This window comes from Hydrogenophaga electricum (assembly GCF_030160815.1).
In the GTDB taxonomy this organism is placed as follows: domain Bacteria; phylum Pseudomonadota; class Gammaproteobacteria; order Burkholderiales; family Burkholderiaceae_C; genus Hydrogenophaga; species Hydrogenophaga electricum.
This window is the reverse complement of sequence record NZ_BSPB01000003.1, coordinates 22,017-40,680: the sequence shown is the minus strand read 5'-3', so window position 1 is coordinate 40,680 and position 18,664 is coordinate 22,017. Positions and strand designations below refer to the sequence as shown.

The 18,664-nt window shown below is 64.2% G+C and carries 16 protein-coding genes; 8 read left to right on the top strand and 8 right to left on the bottom strand.

What is annotated here, in order from left to right:
• Positions 1 to 5: 5 nt before the first annotated feature.
• From trbE to QQK43_RS02690, 7 genes are read left to right on the top strand one after another with little or no spacing between them, the layout of a single operon-like run.
• Positions 6 to 2,465: a conjugal transfer protein TrbE gene (gene trbE, locus QQK43_RS02720; RefSeq protein WP_284306573.1), complete on the top strand. Its 2,460-nt coding sequence runs from the start codon at positions 6 to 8 to the stop codon at positions 2,463 to 2,465.
• On the top strand, positions 2,462 to 3,226 hold the full coding sequence (gene trbJ, locus QQK43_RS02715) for a P-type conjugative transfer protein TrbJ (protein WP_284306571.1): 765 nt from the start codon (positions 2,462 to 2,464) through the stop codon (positions 3,224 to 3,226). The genes trbE and trbJ overlap by 4 nt, the downstream gene beginning before the upstream one ends.
• Before the next feature lie 11 nt (positions 3,227 to 3,237).
• A complete protein-coding gene (gene trbL / locus QQK43_RS02710; protein WP_284306569.1) occupies positions 3,238 to 4,566 on the top strand; it encodes a P-type conjugative transfer protein TrbL in 1,329 nt (442 codons plus the stop codon).
• Positions 4,567 to 4,584: 18 nt separating this feature from the next.
• Positions 4,585 to 5,289: a conjugal transfer protein TrbF gene (gene trbF / locus QQK43_RS02705; RefSeq protein WP_284306568.1), complete on the top strand. Its 705-nt coding sequence runs from the start codon at positions 4,585 to 4,587 to the stop codon at positions 5,287 to 5,289.
• Complete coding sequence (gene trbG / locus QQK43_RS02700) at positions 5,286 to 6,266, top strand: P-type conjugative transfer protein TrbG (protein WP_284306566.1); 981 nt, start codon at positions 5,286 to 5,288, stop codon at positions 6,264 to 6,266. Before trbF ends, trbG begins: the two co-directional genes overlap by 4 nt.
• Before the next feature lie 2 nt (positions 6,267 to 6,268).
• A complete protein-coding gene (locus QQK43_RS02695; RefSeq protein WP_284306564.1) occupies positions 6,269 to 7,537 on the top strand; it encodes a TraB/TrbI/VirB10 family type IV secretion system protein in 1,269 nt (422 codons plus the stop codon).
• Positions 7,534 to 7,758: a DUF2274 domain-containing protein gene (locus tag QQK43_RS02690; protein ID WP_284306563.1), complete on the top strand. Its 225-nt coding sequence runs from the start codon at positions 7,534 to 7,536 to the stop codon at positions 7,756 to 7,758. The genes QQK43_RS02695 and QQK43_RS02690 overlap by 4 nt, the downstream gene beginning before the upstream one ends.
• Before the next feature lie 63 nt (positions 7,759 to 7,821).
• Here the strand turns inward: QQK43_RS02690 and QQK43_RS02685 are convergent, their stop codons facing one another.
• The 7 genes from QQK43_RS02685 to QQK43_RS02655 all read right to left on the bottom strand — a co-directional run bounded on the left by QQK43_RS02685 (position 7,822) and on the right by QQK43_RS02655 (position 14,517).
• Complete coding sequence (locus QQK43_RS02685; RefSeq protein ID WP_284306562.1) at positions 7,822 to 8,625, bottom strand: hypothetical protein; 804 nt, start codon at positions 8,623 to 8,625, stop codon at positions 7,822 to 7,824.
• Positions 8,625 to 9,686 (bottom strand): ComEC/Rec2 family competence protein, encoded by a 1,062-nt coding sequence (locus QQK43_RS02680; protein WP_284306561.1) that lies wholly within the window; start codon positions 9,684 to 9,686, stop codon positions 8,625 to 8,627. The genes QQK43_RS02685 and QQK43_RS02680 overlap by 1 nt, the downstream gene beginning before the upstream one ends.
• On the bottom strand, positions 9,683 to 9,814 hold the full coding sequence (locus QQK43_RS02675; protein ID WP_284306559.1) for a hypothetical protein: 132 nt from the start codon (positions 9,812 to 9,814) through the stop codon (positions 9,683 to 9,685). The genes QQK43_RS02680 and QQK43_RS02675 overlap by 4 nt, the downstream gene beginning before the upstream one ends.
• On the bottom strand, positions 9,811 to 12,066 hold the full coding sequence (gene cap2-3 / locus QQK43_RS02670; protein WP_284306558.1) for an anti-phage 6A-MBL system cap2_3 protein: 2,256 nt from the start codon (positions 12,064 to 12,066) through the stop codon (positions 9,811 to 9,813). The genes QQK43_RS02675 and cap2-3 overlap by 4 nt, the downstream gene beginning before the upstream one ends.
• Positions 12,066 to 13,223, bottom strand: coding sequence for an anti-phage 6A-MBL system MBL-fold protein (mblB, locus tag QQK43_RS02665; protein WP_284306557.1), 1,158 nt, complete (start codon positions 13,221 to 13,223; stop codon positions 12,066 to 12,068). The genes cap2-3 and mblB overlap by 1 nt, the downstream gene beginning before the upstream one ends.
• A 374-nt stretch (positions 13,224 to 13,597) precedes the next feature.
• On the bottom strand, positions 13,598 to 13,792 hold the full coding sequence (locus QQK43_RS02660; RefSeq protein WP_284306556.1) for a hypothetical protein: 195 nt from the start codon (positions 13,790 to 13,792) through the stop codon (positions 13,598 to 13,600).
• The gene (locus QQK43_RS02655; protein ID WP_284306555.1) at positions 13,789 to 14,517 is read right to left on the bottom strand and encodes a hypothetical protein; all 729 of its coding nucleotides are present in this window, start codon (positions 14,515 to 14,517) and stop codon (positions 13,789 to 13,791) included. Before QQK43_RS02655 ends, QQK43_RS02660 begins: the two co-directional genes overlap by 4 nt.
• Positions 14,518 to 15,044: 527 nt before the next feature.
• On the opposite strand from QQK43_RS02655, the gene QQK43_RS02650 reads away from it, so the two are divergent.
• A complete protein-coding gene (locus QQK43_RS02650) occupies positions 15,045 to 17,597 on the top strand; it encodes a PAS-domain containing protein (protein WP_284306554.1) in 2,553 nt (850 codons plus the stop codon).
• A gap of 6 nt (positions 17,598 to 17,603) precedes the next feature.
• Here the strand turns inward: QQK43_RS02650 and QQK43_RS02645 are convergent, their stop codons facing one another.
• On the bottom strand, positions 17,604 to 18,542 hold the full coding sequence (locus tag QQK43_RS02645) for an inositol monophosphatase family protein (protein WP_284306552.1): 939 nt from the start codon (positions 18,540 to 18,542) through the stop codon (positions 17,604 to 17,606).
• Between the last annotated feature and the right edge of the window lie 122 nt (positions 18,543 to 18,664).

Here is an 18,664-nt window from a genome sequence, read left to right as displayed (position 1 = left end):
AAGCTATGCTGAACCTTGCCGAATATCGCCAGCGGCCCGCGCTGCTCGCCGACTGGCTGCCGTGGGCCGGACTGGTCGCGCCGGGCGTCGTCTTGAACAAGGATGGCAGTTTCCAGCGCACGGCCCGGTTTCGTGGCCCCGACCTCGACAGTGCGACGCAGGGCGAGCTGATCGCCACCTCGGCGCGACTGAACAACGCGCTGCGCCGCCTGGGTTCCGGCTGGGCGCTGTTCATTGAGGCCGAGCGCCGGGCTGCTTCTGACTATCCGCACTCGGAGTTTCCCGAGCCGCTGTCGTGGCTGGTGGACGAGGAGCGCCGCGCTGCCTTTGAGCACTCCGGCAACCACTTCGAGAGCGGCTATCACCTCACGCTGGTGTACCTGCCGCCGGAGGAGGCCCGCGCCCGCGCAGCAGGGATGCTCTACGAAAACCGTCCCACCGAAGGCGTTGACTGGCGCGAACGCCTGACCGCCTTCGTCGCGGAAACAGATCGCCTCTTCGACCTGCTCGATGGCGTGATGCCGGAGATCGCCTGGCTGGACGACAGCCAGACGCTGACCTACCTGCACGCGACCATCTCGACGCGGCGCTACCGCGTGGGCGTGCCCGAGGTGCCATTCCACCTTGACGCGCTGCTGGCCGATGCACCGCTGATTGGCGGTCTGGCGCCGATGCTGGGCGACCAGCACTTGCGCGTGGCGACGGTGCGGGGCTTCCCGACGTCGACCTGGCCGGGGATTCTCGATGACCTCAACCGCCTCGGCTTTGGCTATCGCTGGTCAACCCGGTTCCTCTGCATGGACAAAGCCGATGCGGAACGGGAGTTGGGACGCTTGCGCCGCCAGTGGTTCGCCAAGCGCAAGAACGTCATCGCACTGCTGCGCGAAACCATCTTCCAGCAGGAAAGCCCGCTGGTCGATACCGACGCCAGCAACAAGTCGGCGGATGCCGATGCGGCGTTGCAGGAGCTAGGCAGCGATCAAGTTGCCTTCGGGTATGTCACCACCACGGTGACGGTGCTCGATGCCGACCCGGCGAAGGCCGACGAGAAGCTGCGCATGGTGGAGCGCGTCATCCAGGGGCGCGGGTTCGTGACGATCCCTGAGACCTTGAATGCGGTGGATGCGTGGCTGTCGTCGATTCCGGGCCATGCCTACGCCAATGTGCGCCAGCCCATCGTTTCGACGCTGAACCTGGCGCACCTGATGCCGGTGTCGGCGGTATGGGCTGGCCCCGAGCGCAATGACCAACTCGACGGGCCACCGCTGATCGTCACGCGCACCGAGGGCGCCACGCCGTTCCGGCTGGTCACGCACATCGGCGACGTGGGGCACACGCTGGTCGCCGGGCCGACCGGCATGGGCAAATCGGTGCTGCTCGCCACCTTGGCGATGCAGTTCCGGCGCTACCGCGGCTCGCGCATCTTCGCCTTCGACATGGGGCGCTCGATGCGCGCCACCATCCTGGGCCTGGGTGGCGAGCACTACGACCTGGGTACGGATGGCGGCATCGCTTTCCAGCCCTTGGCCCGCATCGACCGCGAGGGCTACCGCACCTGGGCGGCTGAATGGATCGAAGGCCGCTTGCGGCATGAAGGTGTCGCGGTCGGCCCCGACGAGAAGGTGGCTGTCTGGTCGGCACTGGGAAGCCTTGCCGGTGCGCCGGTGGAGCAGCGCACGATGACGGGCCTGTCGGTGCTGCTGCAATCGAACGCGCTGCGCCAGGCCCTCGCGCCCTATGTGCTCGGCGGCGCGCACGGCAAGCTGCTGGATGCGGATTCGGATCGCCTGGGCGCCGGCTCCGTGCAGTGCTTCGAGATGGAGGAGCTGATGCACAGCAAGGCCGCCGTCATGGCCGTGCTGCATTACCTCTTTGCCAGGTTCGATGAGCGCTTTGACGGTGCGCCCACGCTGCTGATCCTCGATGAAGCGTGGTTGTTCCTCGATGACCTGGTGTTCGCGGCTCGCATCCGCCAATGGCTCAAGACACTGCGCAAGAAGAACGTATCGGTCATCTTCGCCACGCAGAGCCTGGCCGACATCAAGGATTCGAGCATTGCGCCGGCCATCATCGAGAGCTGCGCCAGCCGCATCTTCCTGCCGAATCCGCAGGCGACCGAGCCGCAGATTCGAGCCATCTACGAGGGCTTCGGGCTGAACTCGCGCCAGATCGAGATCGTGGCGACCGCGCAGCCCAAGCGCGACTACTACTACCAATCCCGCCTCGGCAATCGCTTGTTCGACCTCGACCTGGGGGCGGCGACGCTGGCCTTCGCGGGCGCCTCCACACCGCAGAACCAGCGCGACATCGACCGCGTGCTGCTGGACGCCGGCATACCCGGATTCGCGGGCGCCTGGCTGCGCCATCGCGGCCTCGGTTGGGCGGCCGACCTACTGCCCTCGTTCTCCGGCCCTGCGCCGGATTCCCTTCGCACCACCGACCACCTACAGGAGCACCTGCCATGACCTTCCATGCCGCGTTCAAGTCGAAACTCACCGCGCTGGCCGCCGCCAGCCTGCTCGCCCTCGGCGTCGTTCAGCCGGCGCACGCCATCTTCGGCATCGGAGACACCGTGTTTGACGCCTCCAATTTCATGCAGAACATGATGACGGCGGCCAACACACTGGAGCAGATCAGCAACCAGGTCAAGCAGCTTCAGAACGAGGCGCAGATGCTGATGAACCAGGCGCGCAACCTGACGAGCCTGCCGTCCAGCGTGGTGAGCCGGCTGCGCAGCAATCTGGCGACCACGCAGCGGCTGATCGACCAGGCCAAGGGCCTCGCCTACGACGTGGCGAACATGGATCGGGAATTCCAGCGCCTGTACCCGGAGCAGTACGCCGCCACCGTGAGCGGCGACCAGATGGTCCGCGATGCGCAGGAGCGCTGGAAGAACACGCTGATCGGCCTGCAGACCACCATGCAGATGCAGGCCCAGGCGTCCCAGAACCTGAAGGACGACGAAGGCGTGCTGACCGATCTGGTGGGCCAGAGCCAGTCCGCCGTGGGTGCCCTGCAGGCGATGCAGGCCATGAACCAGCTGCTGGCCTTGCAGGCCAAGCAGTCGATCCAGACGCAGCGGCTGCGGATCACCCAGGATCGGGCGGCTTCGCTGGAGCTGGCCCGGCAGGCTGCGGCCGTGGAGCGCGGACGCGAGGTGACGCGCCGGTTCCTGGGCACGGGTACGCCGTACACGCCGCAGACTGTTCATTTCTACGGCAATTGACGGGTGCGGTCATGAATGACGTATCGGTCATCGACCGCTTTCTCGACACGTTCTCGCGCTACATCGACTCGGGCTTCGGCTTGCTGCACGGGGAGGTGGCGTTTCTCACGGCCACGCTGATCGTCATCGACATGACGCTCGCTGGGTTGTTCTGGGCGATGGGGCACGCCAGCGGTCAGGGCGAGGATGTGATCGCCAAGCTGCTGCGCAAGGTGCTGTACGTGGGCACCTTCGCCTACATCATCGGCAACTTCAACACGCTGGCGGGCGTTGTGTTCCGCTCGTTTGCCGGGCTGGGCCTGACGGCCAGCGGCTCCAGCCTGAGCATGGGCAACTTCCTGCAGCCGGGCCGGCTGGCCAAGACCGGCATCGACGCGGCGGCGCCCCTCCTGGATCAGATCAAGCAGATGGCGGGCTTCCCGGAGGTGTTCGTCAATATCACCTCCATCGTGGTGCTGTTCCTCGCGTGGGGCATCGTCATCCTGTGCTTCTTCGTGCTGGCGGTGCAGCTCTTCGTGACGCTGCTGGAGTTCAAGCTGACCACGTTGGCCGGGTTCGTTCTGGTGCCGTTCGCGCTGTGGAACAAGACGGCGTTCCTGGCCGAGAAGGTCTTGGGCAACGTGGTGTCGTCGGGCATCAAGGTGCTGGTGCTCGCCGTCATCGTGGGCATCGGCACGGGGCTGTTTGCCGAGTTCAGGACTGCTGCCGGGGCCGAGCCGTCCATCGACCAAGCGCTGGTCATCATGCTGGCCTCGCTGTCGATGCTGGCGCTGGGCATCTTCGGGCCAGGCATTGCGACCGGGCTGGTGTCTGGCGGGCCACAGCTTGGAGCCGGTGCGATGGCCGGAGCAACGCTCGGGGCCGCAGGCGCTGCCATTGGCGTCGGCGCAGCGGCGGCTGGCGTCGGCAGCGCCGTCGCCGCTGGAGCGCGTATGGCGCCCGGTGCGGCCCGGCTCGCGGCCAGCGGCGCGCGTGGTGTCAAGGCCGCTTTCAATGAAGGCTCTACCGCTGCGGGCGGCGGCATCAAAGGCGCAGCCGCTGGCGTGGGCAATGTCGCCAAGACCGGCGCGCAGGCGGCCGGGCAGAAGGTGGCCGAAGGCGCACGCTCGATGAAGGAGCGTGTCGCCGCCGCTTTCCGGCCCGATGACGCCGGCGCCGGGTCACAGGGCGCGAACGATGCCGCTGCATCGCCTCCATCCACCGATCAGCCTGCCTGGGCCAAGCGCCTGCATCGCAGGCAGCAGCTCACCCATGCCGCGACGACCGCCGCCCACACGCTGCGCGGCGGCGACGGCGGAAGCTCCAGCCAGGGGCCAAGCCTGCGTGATTCCGATTCCTGATTTCCAAGGAGAACTTCCATGCGATTCAAACGACCGCAGGTGCGCTACGCCGACACGCCGCAGCCTGCTACTCCGTACCAATCCGCCGCACAGGTCTGGGACGAGCGCATCGGCTCGGCCCGCGTGCAGGCGAAGAACTGGCGTTTCATGGCCTTTGGCTGTCTTACCTTGGCCGTACTAATGGCCGGAGGTCTGGTCTGGCGTTCCGCGCAGTCCATCGTGACGCCTTATGTCATCGAGGTGGACAACGCGGGCCAGGTGCGCGCTGTCGGCGAGGCGGCCACGCCGTACCGGCCCAGCGATGCGCAGATCGCGTACCACCTGGGCCGCTTCATCGGTCTGGTGCGCTCGCTGTCCATCGACCCCATCGTCGTTCGCCAGAACTGGCTCGATGCCTACGACTACACGACCGACAACGGCGCCGTGGTGCTCAACGAGTACGCCCGCGTGAACGACCCGTTCGCGCGCATCGGTAAGGAGTCGGTGACGGTGCAGATCACTTCCGTGACCCGCGCCAGCGACACGTCTTTCAACGTGCGCTGGACGGAGACGCGCTTCGTCAATGGCGCGCTGGATCGCACCGAACGCTGGAACGCCGTGGTGTCCATCGTGCAGCAGACGCCGCGCACCGAGCAGCGCGTGCGCAAGAACCCCCTGGGCATCTACGTCAACGGCTTGTCGTGGAGCCGCGAACTGGAAGGAAACGAAGGAGCAAAGCCATGAATGATCTTTTCCGCAAATCCGCCTTGCCGATCATGTTGCTTGCCCTCGCGGGCTGCGCCACGCAGGGCAAGCCGCCGCCGACCATTTCGCTCGATGAGCCGGTGCAGGCCCAGCCGCTGCCGGAGCCGCCTGCGCCTGTGGAGGTGGTGGCCGTGCCCCAGGTGTTGCCGATGCCAGCGCAGATGAAGCCCATGCCGGATGCCAAGCCCGCCGCAGAACCCGCCGATGAAACCGTGCGCGTGTCCCGCGCCAATGCTGAGGCGCGCATTGCGCCCACGCGCGAAGGCTACGTCAACGCGATTCAGGTGTGGCCCTTCACGGACGGCGCGCTGTACCAGGTCTATGCGGCCGTGGGTCGTGTGACCGTGATTGCGCTCCAGCCCGGTGAGGAGCTGGTGACGGTGGCTGCTGGCGATACGGTGCGCTGGATCGTCGGGGACACATCGAGCGGCAGCGGTGATGCGCTGCGTGTCAACGTGATGGTCAAGCCGATTCGTTCGGGCCTCAAGACCAATCTCGTCATCACCACCAGCCGCAGGACGTACCTGCTGGAACTGACCTCGACCGAGAAGACGTGGATGGCGTCAGTGTCCTGGGAGTACCCGAAGGACAAGATGCTGGCCTTGCAGCGGCAGGCGCAGGCGGCCAGCGCCGCCGCGCCGGCCGATGCGGGCCTGTCGCTTGAGAAGATCCGTTTCCGCTATGCCGTCAGCGGCAGCAATCCGCCGTGGAAGCCGCTGCGCGCTTTCGACGATGGCGAGAAGGTCTACATCCAGTTTCCACCGGGCATCGCGCAAGGCGAGCTGCCGCCGCTGTTCGTGATCGGCGCGCAGGGCGATGGGCAACTGGTGAACTACCGCTTCCGCCCACCGTACTACATCGTGGATCGCTTGTTTGGCGCTGCCGAGCTGCGCCTGGGCGGGGACAAGGGTGACGTGGTGCGGATCGAGCGCACGGACGGAACGCGGAGGAACTGACCATGAGCCAGGACGATTCCCCTGACCTTGCGCCGCAGGCGGGCAAGGTCGCACCCGAGGCGGTGGCGCTGCGCGCCCAACCGCGCCCGGTCACGCGCTTGAACCGGCGCGCCTTGACCATCCTCACAGGCGGCCTGTCGGTCGCCGTACTCGGGGCCACGATCTGGTCATTGCAGCCACATCGGCGCGGCGCAGGCGAGCAGACCGAGCTGTACAACGTGGATCGTGTCTCGAAGTCTGAAGGGCTGGATGGTTTGCCTTCGGACTACTCCAAGCTGCCGCGAAAGGTGCCCGAGCTGGGGCCACCGCTGCCGGGCGATCTGGGCCCGGCCATCGTGAAGTCGCAGCAGCCTGTGACGCCGACCTATGCGCCATCGGGCCATGACCCGGAGGATGCGCGGCGCAAGGAGGCGGAAGCGGCTGCGGCTTCGACGGTGTTCTTTCGTTCGAGCACGCCCGGCAAGACCGCAGTGCCAGGTCCTGCGCAAGTTGCTGCGGCCGGCCCAGCGTCGGTCTTGGCGGGCTTCGACCCGCTGGCCGCTGGCCCAGCCTCGACGGCGGCCCAGCCTGCCGACCCGACCGCCGTGCAGAACCGGCAAGACCAGAAAGAGGCTTTCCTGAAAGGCGGCTCTACGGAAACCCGCAATTCCGGCAATCTGCAAATGCCGACTTCACCGTACCAGGTGATGGCAGGCACGGTGATCGCGGGCGCGCTGGTCACGGGCATCAAATCCGACCTGCCGGGCGACGTGATCGGCACGGTGACGGAACCGGTCTACGACTCGGCGACGGGCAAGTTCCTGCTGATCCCGCAGGGCTCGCGCATCCTGGGCAAGTACAACAGCCAGGTCAGCTACGGGCAGAGCCGCGTGCAAGTGGTCTGGAACCGCGTCATCCTGCCGGATACGTCTTCGCTGAAGCTCGACAACCTCGCGGGCGCCGACCCGGCCGGCTATTCCGGCCTGGAGGATGGCGTCGATTGGCATTGGGATCGTGTCTTTGCCGGTGCGGCGCTGACCACGCTGCTGGGCGTGGGCGCCGAACTGGCCGCGCCGGAGAACCGGCAGAGCGGCAACCGCATCGTGATCGCCGGGCGCGACAGCGCGCAGGACAGCATCAACCACGTGGGCCAGGAGATGACCCGGCGCAACATGAACATCCAGCCGACTCTGACCGAGCGGCCGGGCCTGCCGGTGCGGATCATCGTCAACCACGACCTGGTGCTGCGACCGTACCAGCCGATGTTCTTCCAGCGGGGAGCAATGCGATGAACACGACCAGGAAATTGCGGCTCGGGCCGCTGCCCAAGACCGAGAGCACGAAGCTCACGTTCTCGTGCCCGGTCAATCTTAAGGCTGACCTTGACCGCTACGCCGCGCTGCACGCGCAGACCTATGGGGAGGCGGTGGGTGCGGTAGCGCTGATTCCGCACATGCTGCAGGCGTTCATGGAAAGGGACCGAGGTTTTCAACGGGGAGGGCAGAAGAACTAGGTAGCAGCCGTGCACTGCGCCTCTAGAAGCTCAATCCGGTGGCTGGATGCGCTGCTGAAATGATCAAGGTTCTGGCGGCGCAGCTGTTGTTGTCTTAGAAGCAGTCTTGCGCGCGGCTGTCTTTCTCGCTGGCTTCGCCGGCGTCAGGAATGCCTCAGTGCTGAGAATAAGCTCTCGACCATACGCCTTAGAAGCATCCCACACAGTGTTGTGACTTACCGCCAGAAGCATGTAGGCGGCATGGGCTACAGCAACGACCAAGACTACCGTTGTCTTGTTCCCCATCCGTGTGTCGATATCCCACGACATTTGCCATAGGATGAGCGCGCAGAGTGCAACGACGATGACGTTCATGCATAGCGCCAACACCTTGACACCGAGCAGGTTCCGACGAAAACCGTATGTAACGTTTTCGCTGAACAAGATGGGAAATTTCTTGGTGTCGCGAGTGTTCTGGCGAAGCCAGTTGCCGCACTGACCATAGAAGGCGTCTGCTGCGCCTTGATCCGCGTTCTCTTCTTGGACAGTGGGTGCGGCGGTGCCCAGCTTCCCTGCGAGAAATTCTCGATATCGATCTTTGGAACCAGCATCGAGGGTCGTGTCGTTTCTGCGGAACATGGTGATCGAAGGCATGCCTCCGTGCTTGGCGTAGAGCTTGCCTTCGATCGCCCGGCCACGAGAGCGTGAGAAGTCTGCGATGGCGAACAGGAGCACTAGTATCCCGAGCGTTGCTACCAGATTTGAAAGCCCGAACGACTTCCATGAGATCAGAAGCGCCAGCGCGGCAAAGGCAGGGGCCGCCGCGATGATCGCTGGGAACAACCTGGCACGCAAAGAGTAGGCATCGAACAGCTTGAACACGTCCATCACAGACCTTCCACCTCGTTGGCAAATGCTTCTGCCGTAGCCGCTACCGTGTTGGGGTGGCCTGGACCGTTGGAGTACGAAATCCACTTCGTACGGGTGCAGTAAACGGGGAAGCCTCTGCGCATAAAAGCGTTCTTTACTTGCCCACGCGGGTAGTCGTCTTTATTTGAACCGACCGAGCAGAACGCTGTACCAATCTCAGTTCCTTGTGGCTGCTTGGGCCCAAGCCACGCGTCCAAGACGGTGGGTGTGACGTTGTGCCTGCTCCCATGATGAGGCACTTGCACGAACTTGGGCTTGGCCAATCCGAGCTGGGCATGGTATTCGGCCGCTTCTGCTAGCCCGACAGGACCAACGTCAGCGGTAAGCAGAACGCCTTTGCCGTTGAGTACGCCGTACTGCACCACGCAGCTTTCGTTCGAGGCCGATGTCACAGTGTTTTCGGCAAGTGTTTCCATATCCCATTTTTCTTCGAGCCACTTCTTCGCAGCTTCGACCATTGAGCGGAAGAACCCTGGGCGTTGATCTTGCGCAGCTTCGGTCGTGTACCTCGTAGGCGTCTTTCCAAAATCGGGAATCGAATTGATGTACCGTTCCCTCGTGGGAGCGAGTACGGTGAACTCCCCGATCTTCGCGCCTTGAAAGACCTCGTGGATGACGGTGCCCTTCTCATTGGCAAGCCGCTCAAGTTCCACCAGATAGGGATGCCGCTCTTTGATATCGTCGATCAGGCCTTGCAGCGTGAAGTTGCCGTGGAAGTGTTCAAGAATTTGTGATGCGTAAAGCCATGGCCTGTTCATCCACAGATGCTTGACTTCCATCTTTTTCATCACACCGACAAGTCCTGTTGCGTGATCGTCATCAGCGTGCGATAGCACCATGTGGTTGATGTGGTAGCCGGGGTAGAACTTGTTGATGTGATTGACGATGGTTTCGGCGGTGTCGGTACGACCGCCATCGACAACATGAAGGTAGTAGCCAGGGTTCTCGTCGCCATACCGGACGACAATTGCGTCTCCGGACCCTTCGCCCACTGGCAAGAAATCGACCTCAAAATTCATCCCCGCTCCTCGATATCCGCAAAATTACTTCCCTTGGCATGCTGTTCTTCCTCGTGCAGCATGCACAGAATTCCTAGAGTCAGTCCGAGCATTGCCGATTTGGCGAATATCCACACGGCGCGCTTCATTTCATCGCACCCTGCAAGACTTGCAGATCTTGTTCCCCGACGATGAGCTGAACGGCTGGGAGACCATCGTCGGCCATGCCCAGGGCCAAGTGAACGAGTTGCACAAGGTCGTCTCGGCTGGGCGAGGCGGAATGTCCCGGCGGATGGCTGTGCCATTCACCGATGTAGCCGACGACGCCAGCGGTGCGACGGGAGGCCTCGGCGACCGCTTCCGCGAGGCCAGCAACGCCGCGCTCGAAGGAGCCGGGGCTGGACTTGCTGTCGGGAGGAGGCGGCAGGCCTGCGACCACGACGACGGCGTTGATGTTGAAGTCGTAGTATCCGAGCAGCACGCCGCCGGTTTCGTTCGGAAAGCCCTTCGTGCGCATGTCCCGAAGCTGCTGTTCCACACCCGCGTCAATGAACAGAGCGAACTCGCCAAGCTGCGTGGGACGTTCGGTGGCCACGGGCACATCGTGGACCTCCACCGCGCCGCGAACCGGATCACGCTGCCATACCCGGATCATCGCGCCGTCTTGTGCAACGGCCGCTGGGATCTGCTCGGCCAGAGTGCTGGCCTGTCCCATGATCCGCGAGTAGGGCAGAACCATCGAAATGTCCCGGCAACTTGCGCCGCTCCAGAACGAGCCGGCATTGCCCGCGAGGTGATTGCTTCCCCAGCCCTCCTGGATCAAGGCGCGGTAGTACTGCGCTTCGAGTGTGCGCAAGCGAATGAGCCGTTGGGAGTCCTCCGCGAGCAATACCGCGGCGTTGCCGGTCGGCGTGACGAAGGCCGAAAAGTGCCTGGCGAAGTGGTCGACCGCGCTGACGGCACGAGGGTATTCCAGGGTCGTTGAGGCATCGACCACCAGCTTCGCACCTGACAGTGCATCGGCGACCGCCCCCGGGCTGAAGTCGCTGGCATCCGCGTCCAGCGGGGTGACCTCGGTGGCCCCATCCATGGCCGCCGCGTGCAGGTCCGCCACGACGGAGGCCTTGGGGCACCCGATGTGCTGCGAATAGGCTGTATGCCGCGACAGGTTGTGAGGCTTGATGTGGTCCTTGTCGATGACAGTCCAGCGCCCCCAGCCGGCGCGCGCCCACAGGTTGAGCATTGCGCTGCCGAGCGAGCCCGCACCAATCAGCACGCCGAGGGGACCTTCGTCGGTGATGCCTGACTGCTTCCTCGCTGCAACAGCATCGTTCCGGCGCAAGACGGCCATCGGCAGCAGGGGCTGGGTATGCCAGTCGGTGGCCGGCTGCTCACCGATCAGTCCGGCTGCGCTGAAGTACTTCTTTTCGTGGAAGAACAATGCGCCGGTGGCAACGCCGAGCTCCAGCCCACCCGTCAACAGCACAAACGCGCGATGTGTCATGCCGACGGGCTCTTCGCCTTCGGCGCGGCAGAGGGGGATGTGGAGCAAGATAACTGTGGATTTGTCGTCGGCGGATGCCGCGACTCCTTTGTCGCCCACGCGCGCCTGCAGGGTTGCTCGCAAGATGGGCAGCAGCTCGATGCCACGCCTGGAGAGAATGTCGGCTAGTTGCCCCAAGGTCGCGGGATCGCGTTCCACAAACCCATGCACGATCGGCGGCAGCACCAGCTCGATGGGAGCCGTCGTGCTGGTCTTGACGGCGGCATCCTTGGGGACGGCTTCCAGGAAACATGTGAAGCCTCCTCCGGGACGCTCGGGGCCTCGCGCGATGACAAAGCGGTGCTCGGCACTCTTTCGCAGCGCCGGCAGATTCCATGGCAGGACCAACTCGTATTTGGTCGCGAAGAATAGATGCTCGACCGGCTGGTCTGCCGGGTGCAGTTCGCGCCGCGCACTTTTTTCGAGCCACCATTGGATTCGGCGCAGAAAACTCTGCGGCGTCCAGGTACGCATCACGGCCGCTGCCGGCTCGAAGTACAGGCAGAGGCTGGCGGCGGCGCCTGGGACGCCCTGGTTCTGGTGCATCAGGATCGGAAAGTCCTTGCGCAGCGCCAGCACCTCGACGAGCAGCTTGGGATCGTCCGACACGCACAGAGCCAGACGTTCCCGGTATTGGATGCCGACGCTGTTCTTCGGAGGAACGCCGTCGCACTCGACATCGACAATGATGCATTCGAGCTTCGGCGTTTCGTCCTTGTCGTACTGTAAGAGCTGCACGATCGCGAAATCGCGCTGTCGCGCGACGGCATCATGAAGCAGCCGGGCGCGCGGAATCGTCAGTGCCGCCGCATCCGCGATCTCGATGACATTGGCCAGTTTGTGATATTCGCTGGCCATCAACCTGCCCGCGGCGGTGAGGACAGGATCACGGCTGGCGCGCCGATGGACGTCGAGCGAATCCAGCTGACGCCGCCGCTCGTGATTTCGAACGTGATGGGCTCCGGCTTGTTGGCGTTCGGCTCCTCCATCGTGACGAGGAATTTGCGGCCGCCAACTTCCTTCAGGTACCGCTCATAGGCTTTGCGGGCTTGAATATGGGGAGGCTGCGTTTGGGCGTAGGAGTCCTTGATGTCGGGGATGGGCTTGCTGCAACTGACGATGTACGCGTCCGGCTTGCCCATGCGCAGAAGGTCTTTGATCAGCGGCTTGGGCTCGGTTTCCTTCTCACCCTTTTCGTCGCTCAGCGCGAGGTAGCTGCAGTGGTGCGGGATGTTGTACAGATCCCATGCCAGCCTGTCCTCGTTCTTGTGGTACTGCGTCGTCTTGACGATGTCCTCCATGCTCTCCCAGGTGGCATCGCCGACTTCGAGGTAGTCGTAGTGGGCACCATCGGCACGAAAGCGCACGTTGAAGACCAGGGATGCTTCATTGCGGACAATGTCGCCTTCGTCGCAGTGCTTGATGAAGGGCGAGTGGCAGAAGAACTCCACCTTGTCCGTGTCGAGGGAGAAGCCGGGGACGACTTGACCCGCATCGACGAACAGGTGATCGCGGGCCGAGGCCGACTCACCACGCTCCTTCAGGATCGGTTCGAGCCATGCGGCGAGATCTGGGGGCTTTGAGAACACCAGAATGCCCTTGCCTTCGATCAAGCGATGCCGCGCTTCTTGCCGAAGCAGCACAAACTCTTCCTTCTGGTGGTCGTTGTCGGCTTTTTCCAGCAGCATGGCCGCAGGGACCCACAACTCGCGAATCTTGATACGGCCTTCGCCTTGGTAAATTTTGGCGTGCTGCAGTTCGAAAAACTCGGTACTGCCCTGAATGTGGTCCAGATCTGCATGGGTGAAGGCGACAACATCGAAATAGTCGCGGTCGGCCTTCTTCAGGTCGGCCTTCAGAGTTGCCTTGAGATCAATTTCAGGCGTGCTCGGGTCTTCGGCCTTGTCTCCTCGGTGGCAGAAGTCAAACAGGACACGACGGCCACCGGACAAGACGATCTGCGTTGTGTCGCCGTTTCCGACGGGATAGAAGATGACTTGATGTTTGTCTGCCACGATTGATCCTATCTAAAACAAGTGGCCGATCTTGTGGATTAGCACTCAGCCACAAAGAGTGCTAACAGGCACTATATGCAGTGTGTCTAAGTCGGTCAACACGCTACATCTAGTTATTGTAACAATTTTACTGTATAAAACAACAGATATCTAGATGGCGGCTTTTGAGGCACTCCCGGCGATGCCTTTCAGTTGCGGAAGCGAACCGTGACTGGCTCAGGGCGTGAGCAAGTGGCAGGATCAAGCGGCCTGCTGATGGGGCAGGCCAGGGCGGGACGTAGCGCGGGGCCGAACTGGGCTTGGCCTGTATGGGGTTGGGCTGTCCGGAACAAAAAAACCCGCCATTGCTGGCGGGTTTTGTTCGGTGGAGCCAGTCAGGCGTCCGGAGCTTCGATCATCACCGGATAGTGCCGATCTTTGCGCGGTACTCTGGCCGCGGCTTCAAGGCGTGCTTCCATCGCAGCATTCACGACCGGAATGCCCTTGAGCGAAAACTTGAAGACACGGCCAGCCGGCGCCGCTTTTGCAGGCGCTGCAGTCGGTTTGCGTTGTGCGTGTGTCTTGCTCATGGATGGCTCCCTTCGGAGACTTTCCTACTCGCATAGGGTATCAGCTTTCGCCAAGACGTGCTGTGCGGGCTCAGATCGAAGGCCATTCGGCGCTGCGTGCCGTGTTCCGCCCACCAGGCTTCATCCAGGGCGATAACGTCTTGCACGGTGGTGCAGTGGGCCAGGTGCGGGGTGCCTGCGGTTTCATTCGGCAGCAGGAGGGCATCGAAGCCGAACTTGGGCCAGACCTTGGCGCCGACATAGCGAGTGTTTCGGCCTTGGCCGTCCGCAGCGACCAAGGTGATGCGACCCATCCCGGCCAGGTGTGCCGTGATGGCGCAAAGCGCAAAGGCGAGGGTGCCGAGGTGCGGCGGCGTTTGGTGCTCGCTGAGGTAGTAGTGGTCGATGTGCATGTCCTCGATGTAGAGGTCGATGGCATCGCCTTCGCGCTGGAACACGCCGAGGCGGTTCTTGTGCCCGCTTTCGATCAATCGATGGTTGATGATGGTGAAGTACAGCCCAGGCGGCGCGTCATCCAGGGAGGTCGATTTTTCGGCTTGCTGGTGGACGCGGCTGCCGTCGAAGATCGAGAACAGGTGTGCGAACTCCACCGTGGAGAAGGTGCCGAACGGCAGCTCGAAGCAGTCCACCGGCACCAGGTCTATGCCGTCCAACCGCACCCCGGTGCCCGTCAGATAAGTGCGGACGATGGTGCTGGCCAGCAGTTGCTGGTGCAACGTCGCCAAGTGGGCCAAATAGAAGTCGGAAGGTGGGAGCGGCACGAGTCTTGTCCAGTTTCACATGGCATGAGAGTGCCACATGGGGGGGCGTCTCGGACACTCGCTCCAGCATGCCCGGGCGTAGGTGCGTAGGTTGCCGGGGCGTGCCGCCGGAAGCCCTGGCGAGCGCCGTCCAAGTACGCTGCCACACACCAGGATATGCCTCAATTTGCGGGCCGTTTTCTTGGTGTAATTTTGGGGTAATCCAATCGCCAAACCATGCCAATCCACGCCCATGGGGCACTCCAGCGTGTAGCGGAGTAGATTTCCTAAGTGGTTGTCGGTGAAAGAGAATTTGGCAGATGCGCGCTTGCGCGCATCTGCCTGCCTACACAATCGGCGTGTGTTTGTCCAGCGGGGCGTTCAAGGTCGGTCAGGGTGGGTCGAAAATAACCGGATACTGTAGCAGTTCGGTCGTGTTTGACGGCCCGCTTCCCGGCGCCTGGGACCATCCGGTTCCGGGAACGCCACGTCTTCTGAATGGGGCCCCGCGCATGGCATCTTCGACCTCACCGGCTTCACTGGCTTCGCCGTCCCTGTCCGGAGACGGTGTCGGCGAGGGGGCGCTGGACGCCGGGCTGTTCGAGACGCTGTTCATGGCGGCCCCGCTGGCCGCCAGCCTGAGCCGAAAGGCCGATGGCCGGATCCTGGCCGTCAACCGCGCCTGGGAGCAACTGACCGGCGTCTCGCGCGGGCAGGCCGTGGGCAAGACCACGGTCGAACTCGGACACTGGCCTTCCGAAGCCGAGCGTCAGCGGGTGTTGTGGGACGGCTCCGTTGAATTCGAGCATGTCTGTCTGGCGGTGACCGAGGGCAAGCCGTTCACCGTGCGGCTTCACATGCGCGTGATCGAGGGCGCCGATCCGCTGCTGCTGGTGTACCTGACCGAAATCGACCGCGAGCAGATGGCCACCCAGGCACTGGCCCGCCAGCACCGCATTCTCGAAGCTGTGCAGCAGGCCCAGGCAGCCTTCATCGAGGCGGACGACAAGCGACAGGCCTTCACCCGCCTGCTGGGGGCGCTGCTGGACGTGACCGACAGCGCGTTCGGCTTTGTTGGCGAGGTGCAGTTCGATCTGCAGGACAAACCGTTCATCAAGGTGCACGCCATCACCGACATCGCGTGGGACGAAACCTCGCGCCAGATGCACGACAACCAGCTGGATGCGGGCATGGAGTTCCGCAACCTGCAGACGCTTTTTGGCCATGCGCTGACGACGCGGGATGTGGTCATCGCCAATGATCCGGTTCACGATGCCCGCGCCGGCGGGTTGCCGACCGGGCACGCGCCGCTGCAAGCCTTCATGGGGATCCCTGTCGAAGCCCAGGGCCGGCTGGTGGCCATGATCGGCCTGGCCAACCGGGTGGGCGGCTATACCCAGGCCGACGTCGACTACCTGCAGCCGCTGATCGGAGCCCTGCGCCAACTGGTGCTCGCCTGGCGCGGCCATGCCGAACGCAGGCGGGCCCGTCTGCAGTTCCAGGCCACCAGCGCCCTGCTGTCGGAAAAGACCGCCGCCTTGCAGGTGACTTTCGACAGCATGAGCCAGGGACTCATGATGATCGATGCCGGGGGGCTTGTGCGCTTCTACAACCGGCGCGCGCTGGATCTGCTGGACCTGCCAGAAACCTTCCTGGCCGGCCAGCCAGCCCACGCCGATGTGGTCCGCTTCCAGACCGAGCGCGGGGATTTCGGTCCCGACCTGTCGCTGCTGGATCCGTTCCTGAGGCCTTATGTGGGCCAGGCCGCTGGCGCCGAAATACCCGAGCACTACCTGCGCCAGACGCGCGACGGGCGCACGCTGGAGATCGTCACCCGGCAACTGCCCGAAGGGGGCCTGGTGCGCACCTACACCGATGTCTCGCCCTACGTGCAGACGCAGCAGGCCTTGCGGCAGGAGCAGCAGCGCCTGCAATGGGTGCTGGAAGCCACCCGCCCCGGCATCTGGGAGGTCAACATGGAGACGGGCGGGCTGGTCATCAACGAGCGCTGGGCGGAGATGCTGGGCTACCGGGTGGAGGAGTTGCAGCCCACCACGGTCGATACCTGGCGCAACCTGGTCCATCCGCAGGATCTGGAGCGTTCGGCCCGCATCCTGCAGTGGCACCTGAACGGCGAGCTGCCTTATTACGAATGCGACATCCGCATGCGCCACAAGGCCGGGCACTGGCTCTGGATCAACGACCGGGGCCGCGTGCACCGGCGCGACGACAGTGGCAAGGCGCTGTACATGTCGGGCACGCTGCTCGACATCCACGACCGCGTGGTGGCGCAGGAGCAGGTGCGGGCGCTCAACGCCAATCTGGAGCGGCGCGTCGCCGAGCGCACGGCCGAGCTGGAGCGCTCGATGAAGGACATGGAGGCGATCTCCTATTCCATTGCGCACGATCTGCGGGCGCCGCTGCGCTCGGTCAACGGCTTTGCGGCGCTGATCCAGGAGGAAGACGGCGCCCACCTCAGCCCGCTGGCGCGCGACATGTTCGGCCGCATCGAGCGCTCGGCGCGCTACATGGGGCAGATGATCACCGACATGCTGGAGCTGCTGCGGGTGGTGCGGGTCGACCTGCAGCCCATGCCGGTGGACATGGGCACCCTGGCCCAACTGGTGGTGGACGCCCTGGCGCCGGGCGTGTCGAATGCGCACATCCACATTGGGGCCTTGCCGCGTGTGATGGGCGACGCCACCCTGTTGCGCCAGGTGCTGCTCAACCTGACGGACAACGCCCTCAAATACTCGCGCCACCGTGCGGAGCCGCGGCTGGAGATCGGGTTCGATCCGGAGCGGCAGGCGCTGTACCTGAGCGATAACGGCATGGGCTTCGACATGAAGCGCGCCAACCGGCTGTTCGGGCTGTTCCAGCGCCTGCACGCCGGTTCGGAAGTGCCCGGTACGGGCGTGGGGCTGGCGATCGTGGCCCGCATCATCGAGCGCCATGGGGGCCGCATCTGGGCCGAGTCGGTGCCGGAGCAGGGCGCCACCTTCTGGTGGACGCTGCCGCTGGCACCCTCGGCGGCCGCCCGGTTACCGGGTGCCGCCGAGGGTTGAGGGGCGTCAGAAGGGGGCGTCAGGGCGTTCGCCCGCGTCGCCGTCCGTGTCTGCCGGGGTTGCCGGCTCGGCCGCCTCTGCCGGGGTGTCGGCGGATGGCGTGGCCTGGCGCACCGCCGCCTTGTCGCCGGCGCTGGCGAACTTGCTGTACTTGCCGATCATGTTCACCAACTGGCCGTAGATGCGCGGGTTGGCGGCCAGGCATTCCTTCTGTTCGAGGAAGTCGGACTCCCCGGTGAAGTTGCCCACCAGACCGCCGGCCTCGGTCACGATCAGCGCGCCCGCGGCCACGTCCCAGGGCGACAGGCCCATTTCAAAGAAACCGTCGGAGAAGCCTGCGGCCACGTAGGCCAGGTCCAGCGCGGCCGAGCCGGGGCGGCGGATGCCGGCGCAACGCGGCATCACGTCGGCGAACATCTGCAGGTAGGTCTGGAAGGCGTCACCAGGGCGGAACGGGAACCCCGTGGACAGCAGGCATTCGCGCAACGAAGTGCGCTTGGCGACGCGGATGCGGCGCTCGTTCAGGTAGGCGCCCCGGCCCCGTGTGGCGCAGAACAGGTCGTTGCGGGTCGGGTCGTAGATCACGGCCTGCTCGATCCGGCTGTCCACCATGAGCGCGATGCTCACGCAGTAGACCGGGAAACCGTGGATGAAGTTGGTGGTGCCGTCCAGCGGATCGATGATCCAGACGTGGTTCTTTTCGCGGCCCTTGCCTTCGCGTCGTCCGGATTCCTCGGCCCAGATCCCGTGGTTGGGATAGGCGGTCAACAGGGTTTCGATGATGGCGGCTTCGGCCGCGTGGTCGACTTCGGTGACGAAATCGTTGGTCTGCTTGACCGAAACGCGCACCGTTTCGACATCGAGCGACGCGCGGTTGATGATGGTGCCGGCGGCGCGGGCGGCCTTGACGGCCACATTCAGCATGGGGTGGAGGCTGGACGACATGAATTGTGTTCCTTGACAGGGCCGCAGCGGGCCGAGGGCAGGGGCAAGAGCGGAAAGCGGCTCCCGGCGATGCGGGGCAGCGACAATAGCCGGATTTTACCGGCTCCGACCTGTCCGTGGGG

Coding starts and splice junctions, on each gene's coding strand:
- trbE (WP_284306573.1), top strand. CDS start 6: ATGCTGAACCTTGCCGAATATCGCCAGCGGCCCGCGCTGCTCGCCGAC.
- trbJ (WP_284306571.1), top strand. CDS start 2,462: ATGACCTTCCATGCCGCGTTCAAGTCGAAACTCACCGCGCTGGCCGCC.
- trbL (WP_284306569.1), top strand. CDS start 3,238: ATGAATGACGTATCGGTCATCGACCGCTTTCTCGACACGTTCTCGCGC.
- trbF (WP_284306568.1), top strand. CDS start 4,585: ATGCGATTCAAACGACCGCAGGTGCGCTACGCCGACACGCCGCAGCCT.
- trbG (WP_284306566.1), top strand. CDS start 5,286: ATGAATGATCTTTTCCGCAAATCCGCCTTGCCGATCATGTTGCTTGCC.
- QQK43_RS02695 (WP_284306564.1), top strand. CDS start 6,269: ATGAGCCAGGACGATTCCCCTGACCTTGCGCCGCAGGCGGGCAAGGTC.
- QQK43_RS02690 (WP_284306563.1), top strand. CDS start 7,534: ATGAACACGACCAGGAAATTGCGGCTCGGGCCGCTGCCCAAGACCGAG.
- QQK43_RS02685 (WP_284306562.1), bottom strand. CDS start 8,625: ATGGACGTGTTCAAGCTGTTCGATGCCTACTCTTTGCGTGCCAGGTTG.
- QQK43_RS02680 (WP_284306561.1), bottom strand. CDS start 9,686: ATGAATTTTGAGGTCGATTTCTTGCCAGTGGGCGAAGGGTCCGGAGAC.
- QQK43_RS02675 (WP_284306559.1), bottom strand. CDS start 9,814: ATGAAGCGCGCCGTGTGGATATTCGCCAAATCGGCAATGCTCGGACTG.
- cap2-3 (WP_284306558.1), bottom strand. CDS start 12,066: ATGGCCAGCGAATATCACAAACTGGCCAATGTCATCGAGATCGCGGAT.
- QQK43_RS02660 (WP_284306556.1), bottom strand. CDS start 13,792: ATGAGCAAGACACACGCACAACGCAAACCGACTGCAGCGCCTGCAAAA.
- QQK43_RS02650 (WP_284306554.1), top strand. CDS start 15,045: ATGGCATCTTCGACCTCACCGGCTTCACTGGCTTCGCCGTCCCTGTCC.
- QQK43_RS02645 (WP_284306552.1), bottom strand. CDS start 18,542: ATGTCGTCCAGCCTCCACCCCATGCTGAATGTGGCCGTCAAGGCCGCC.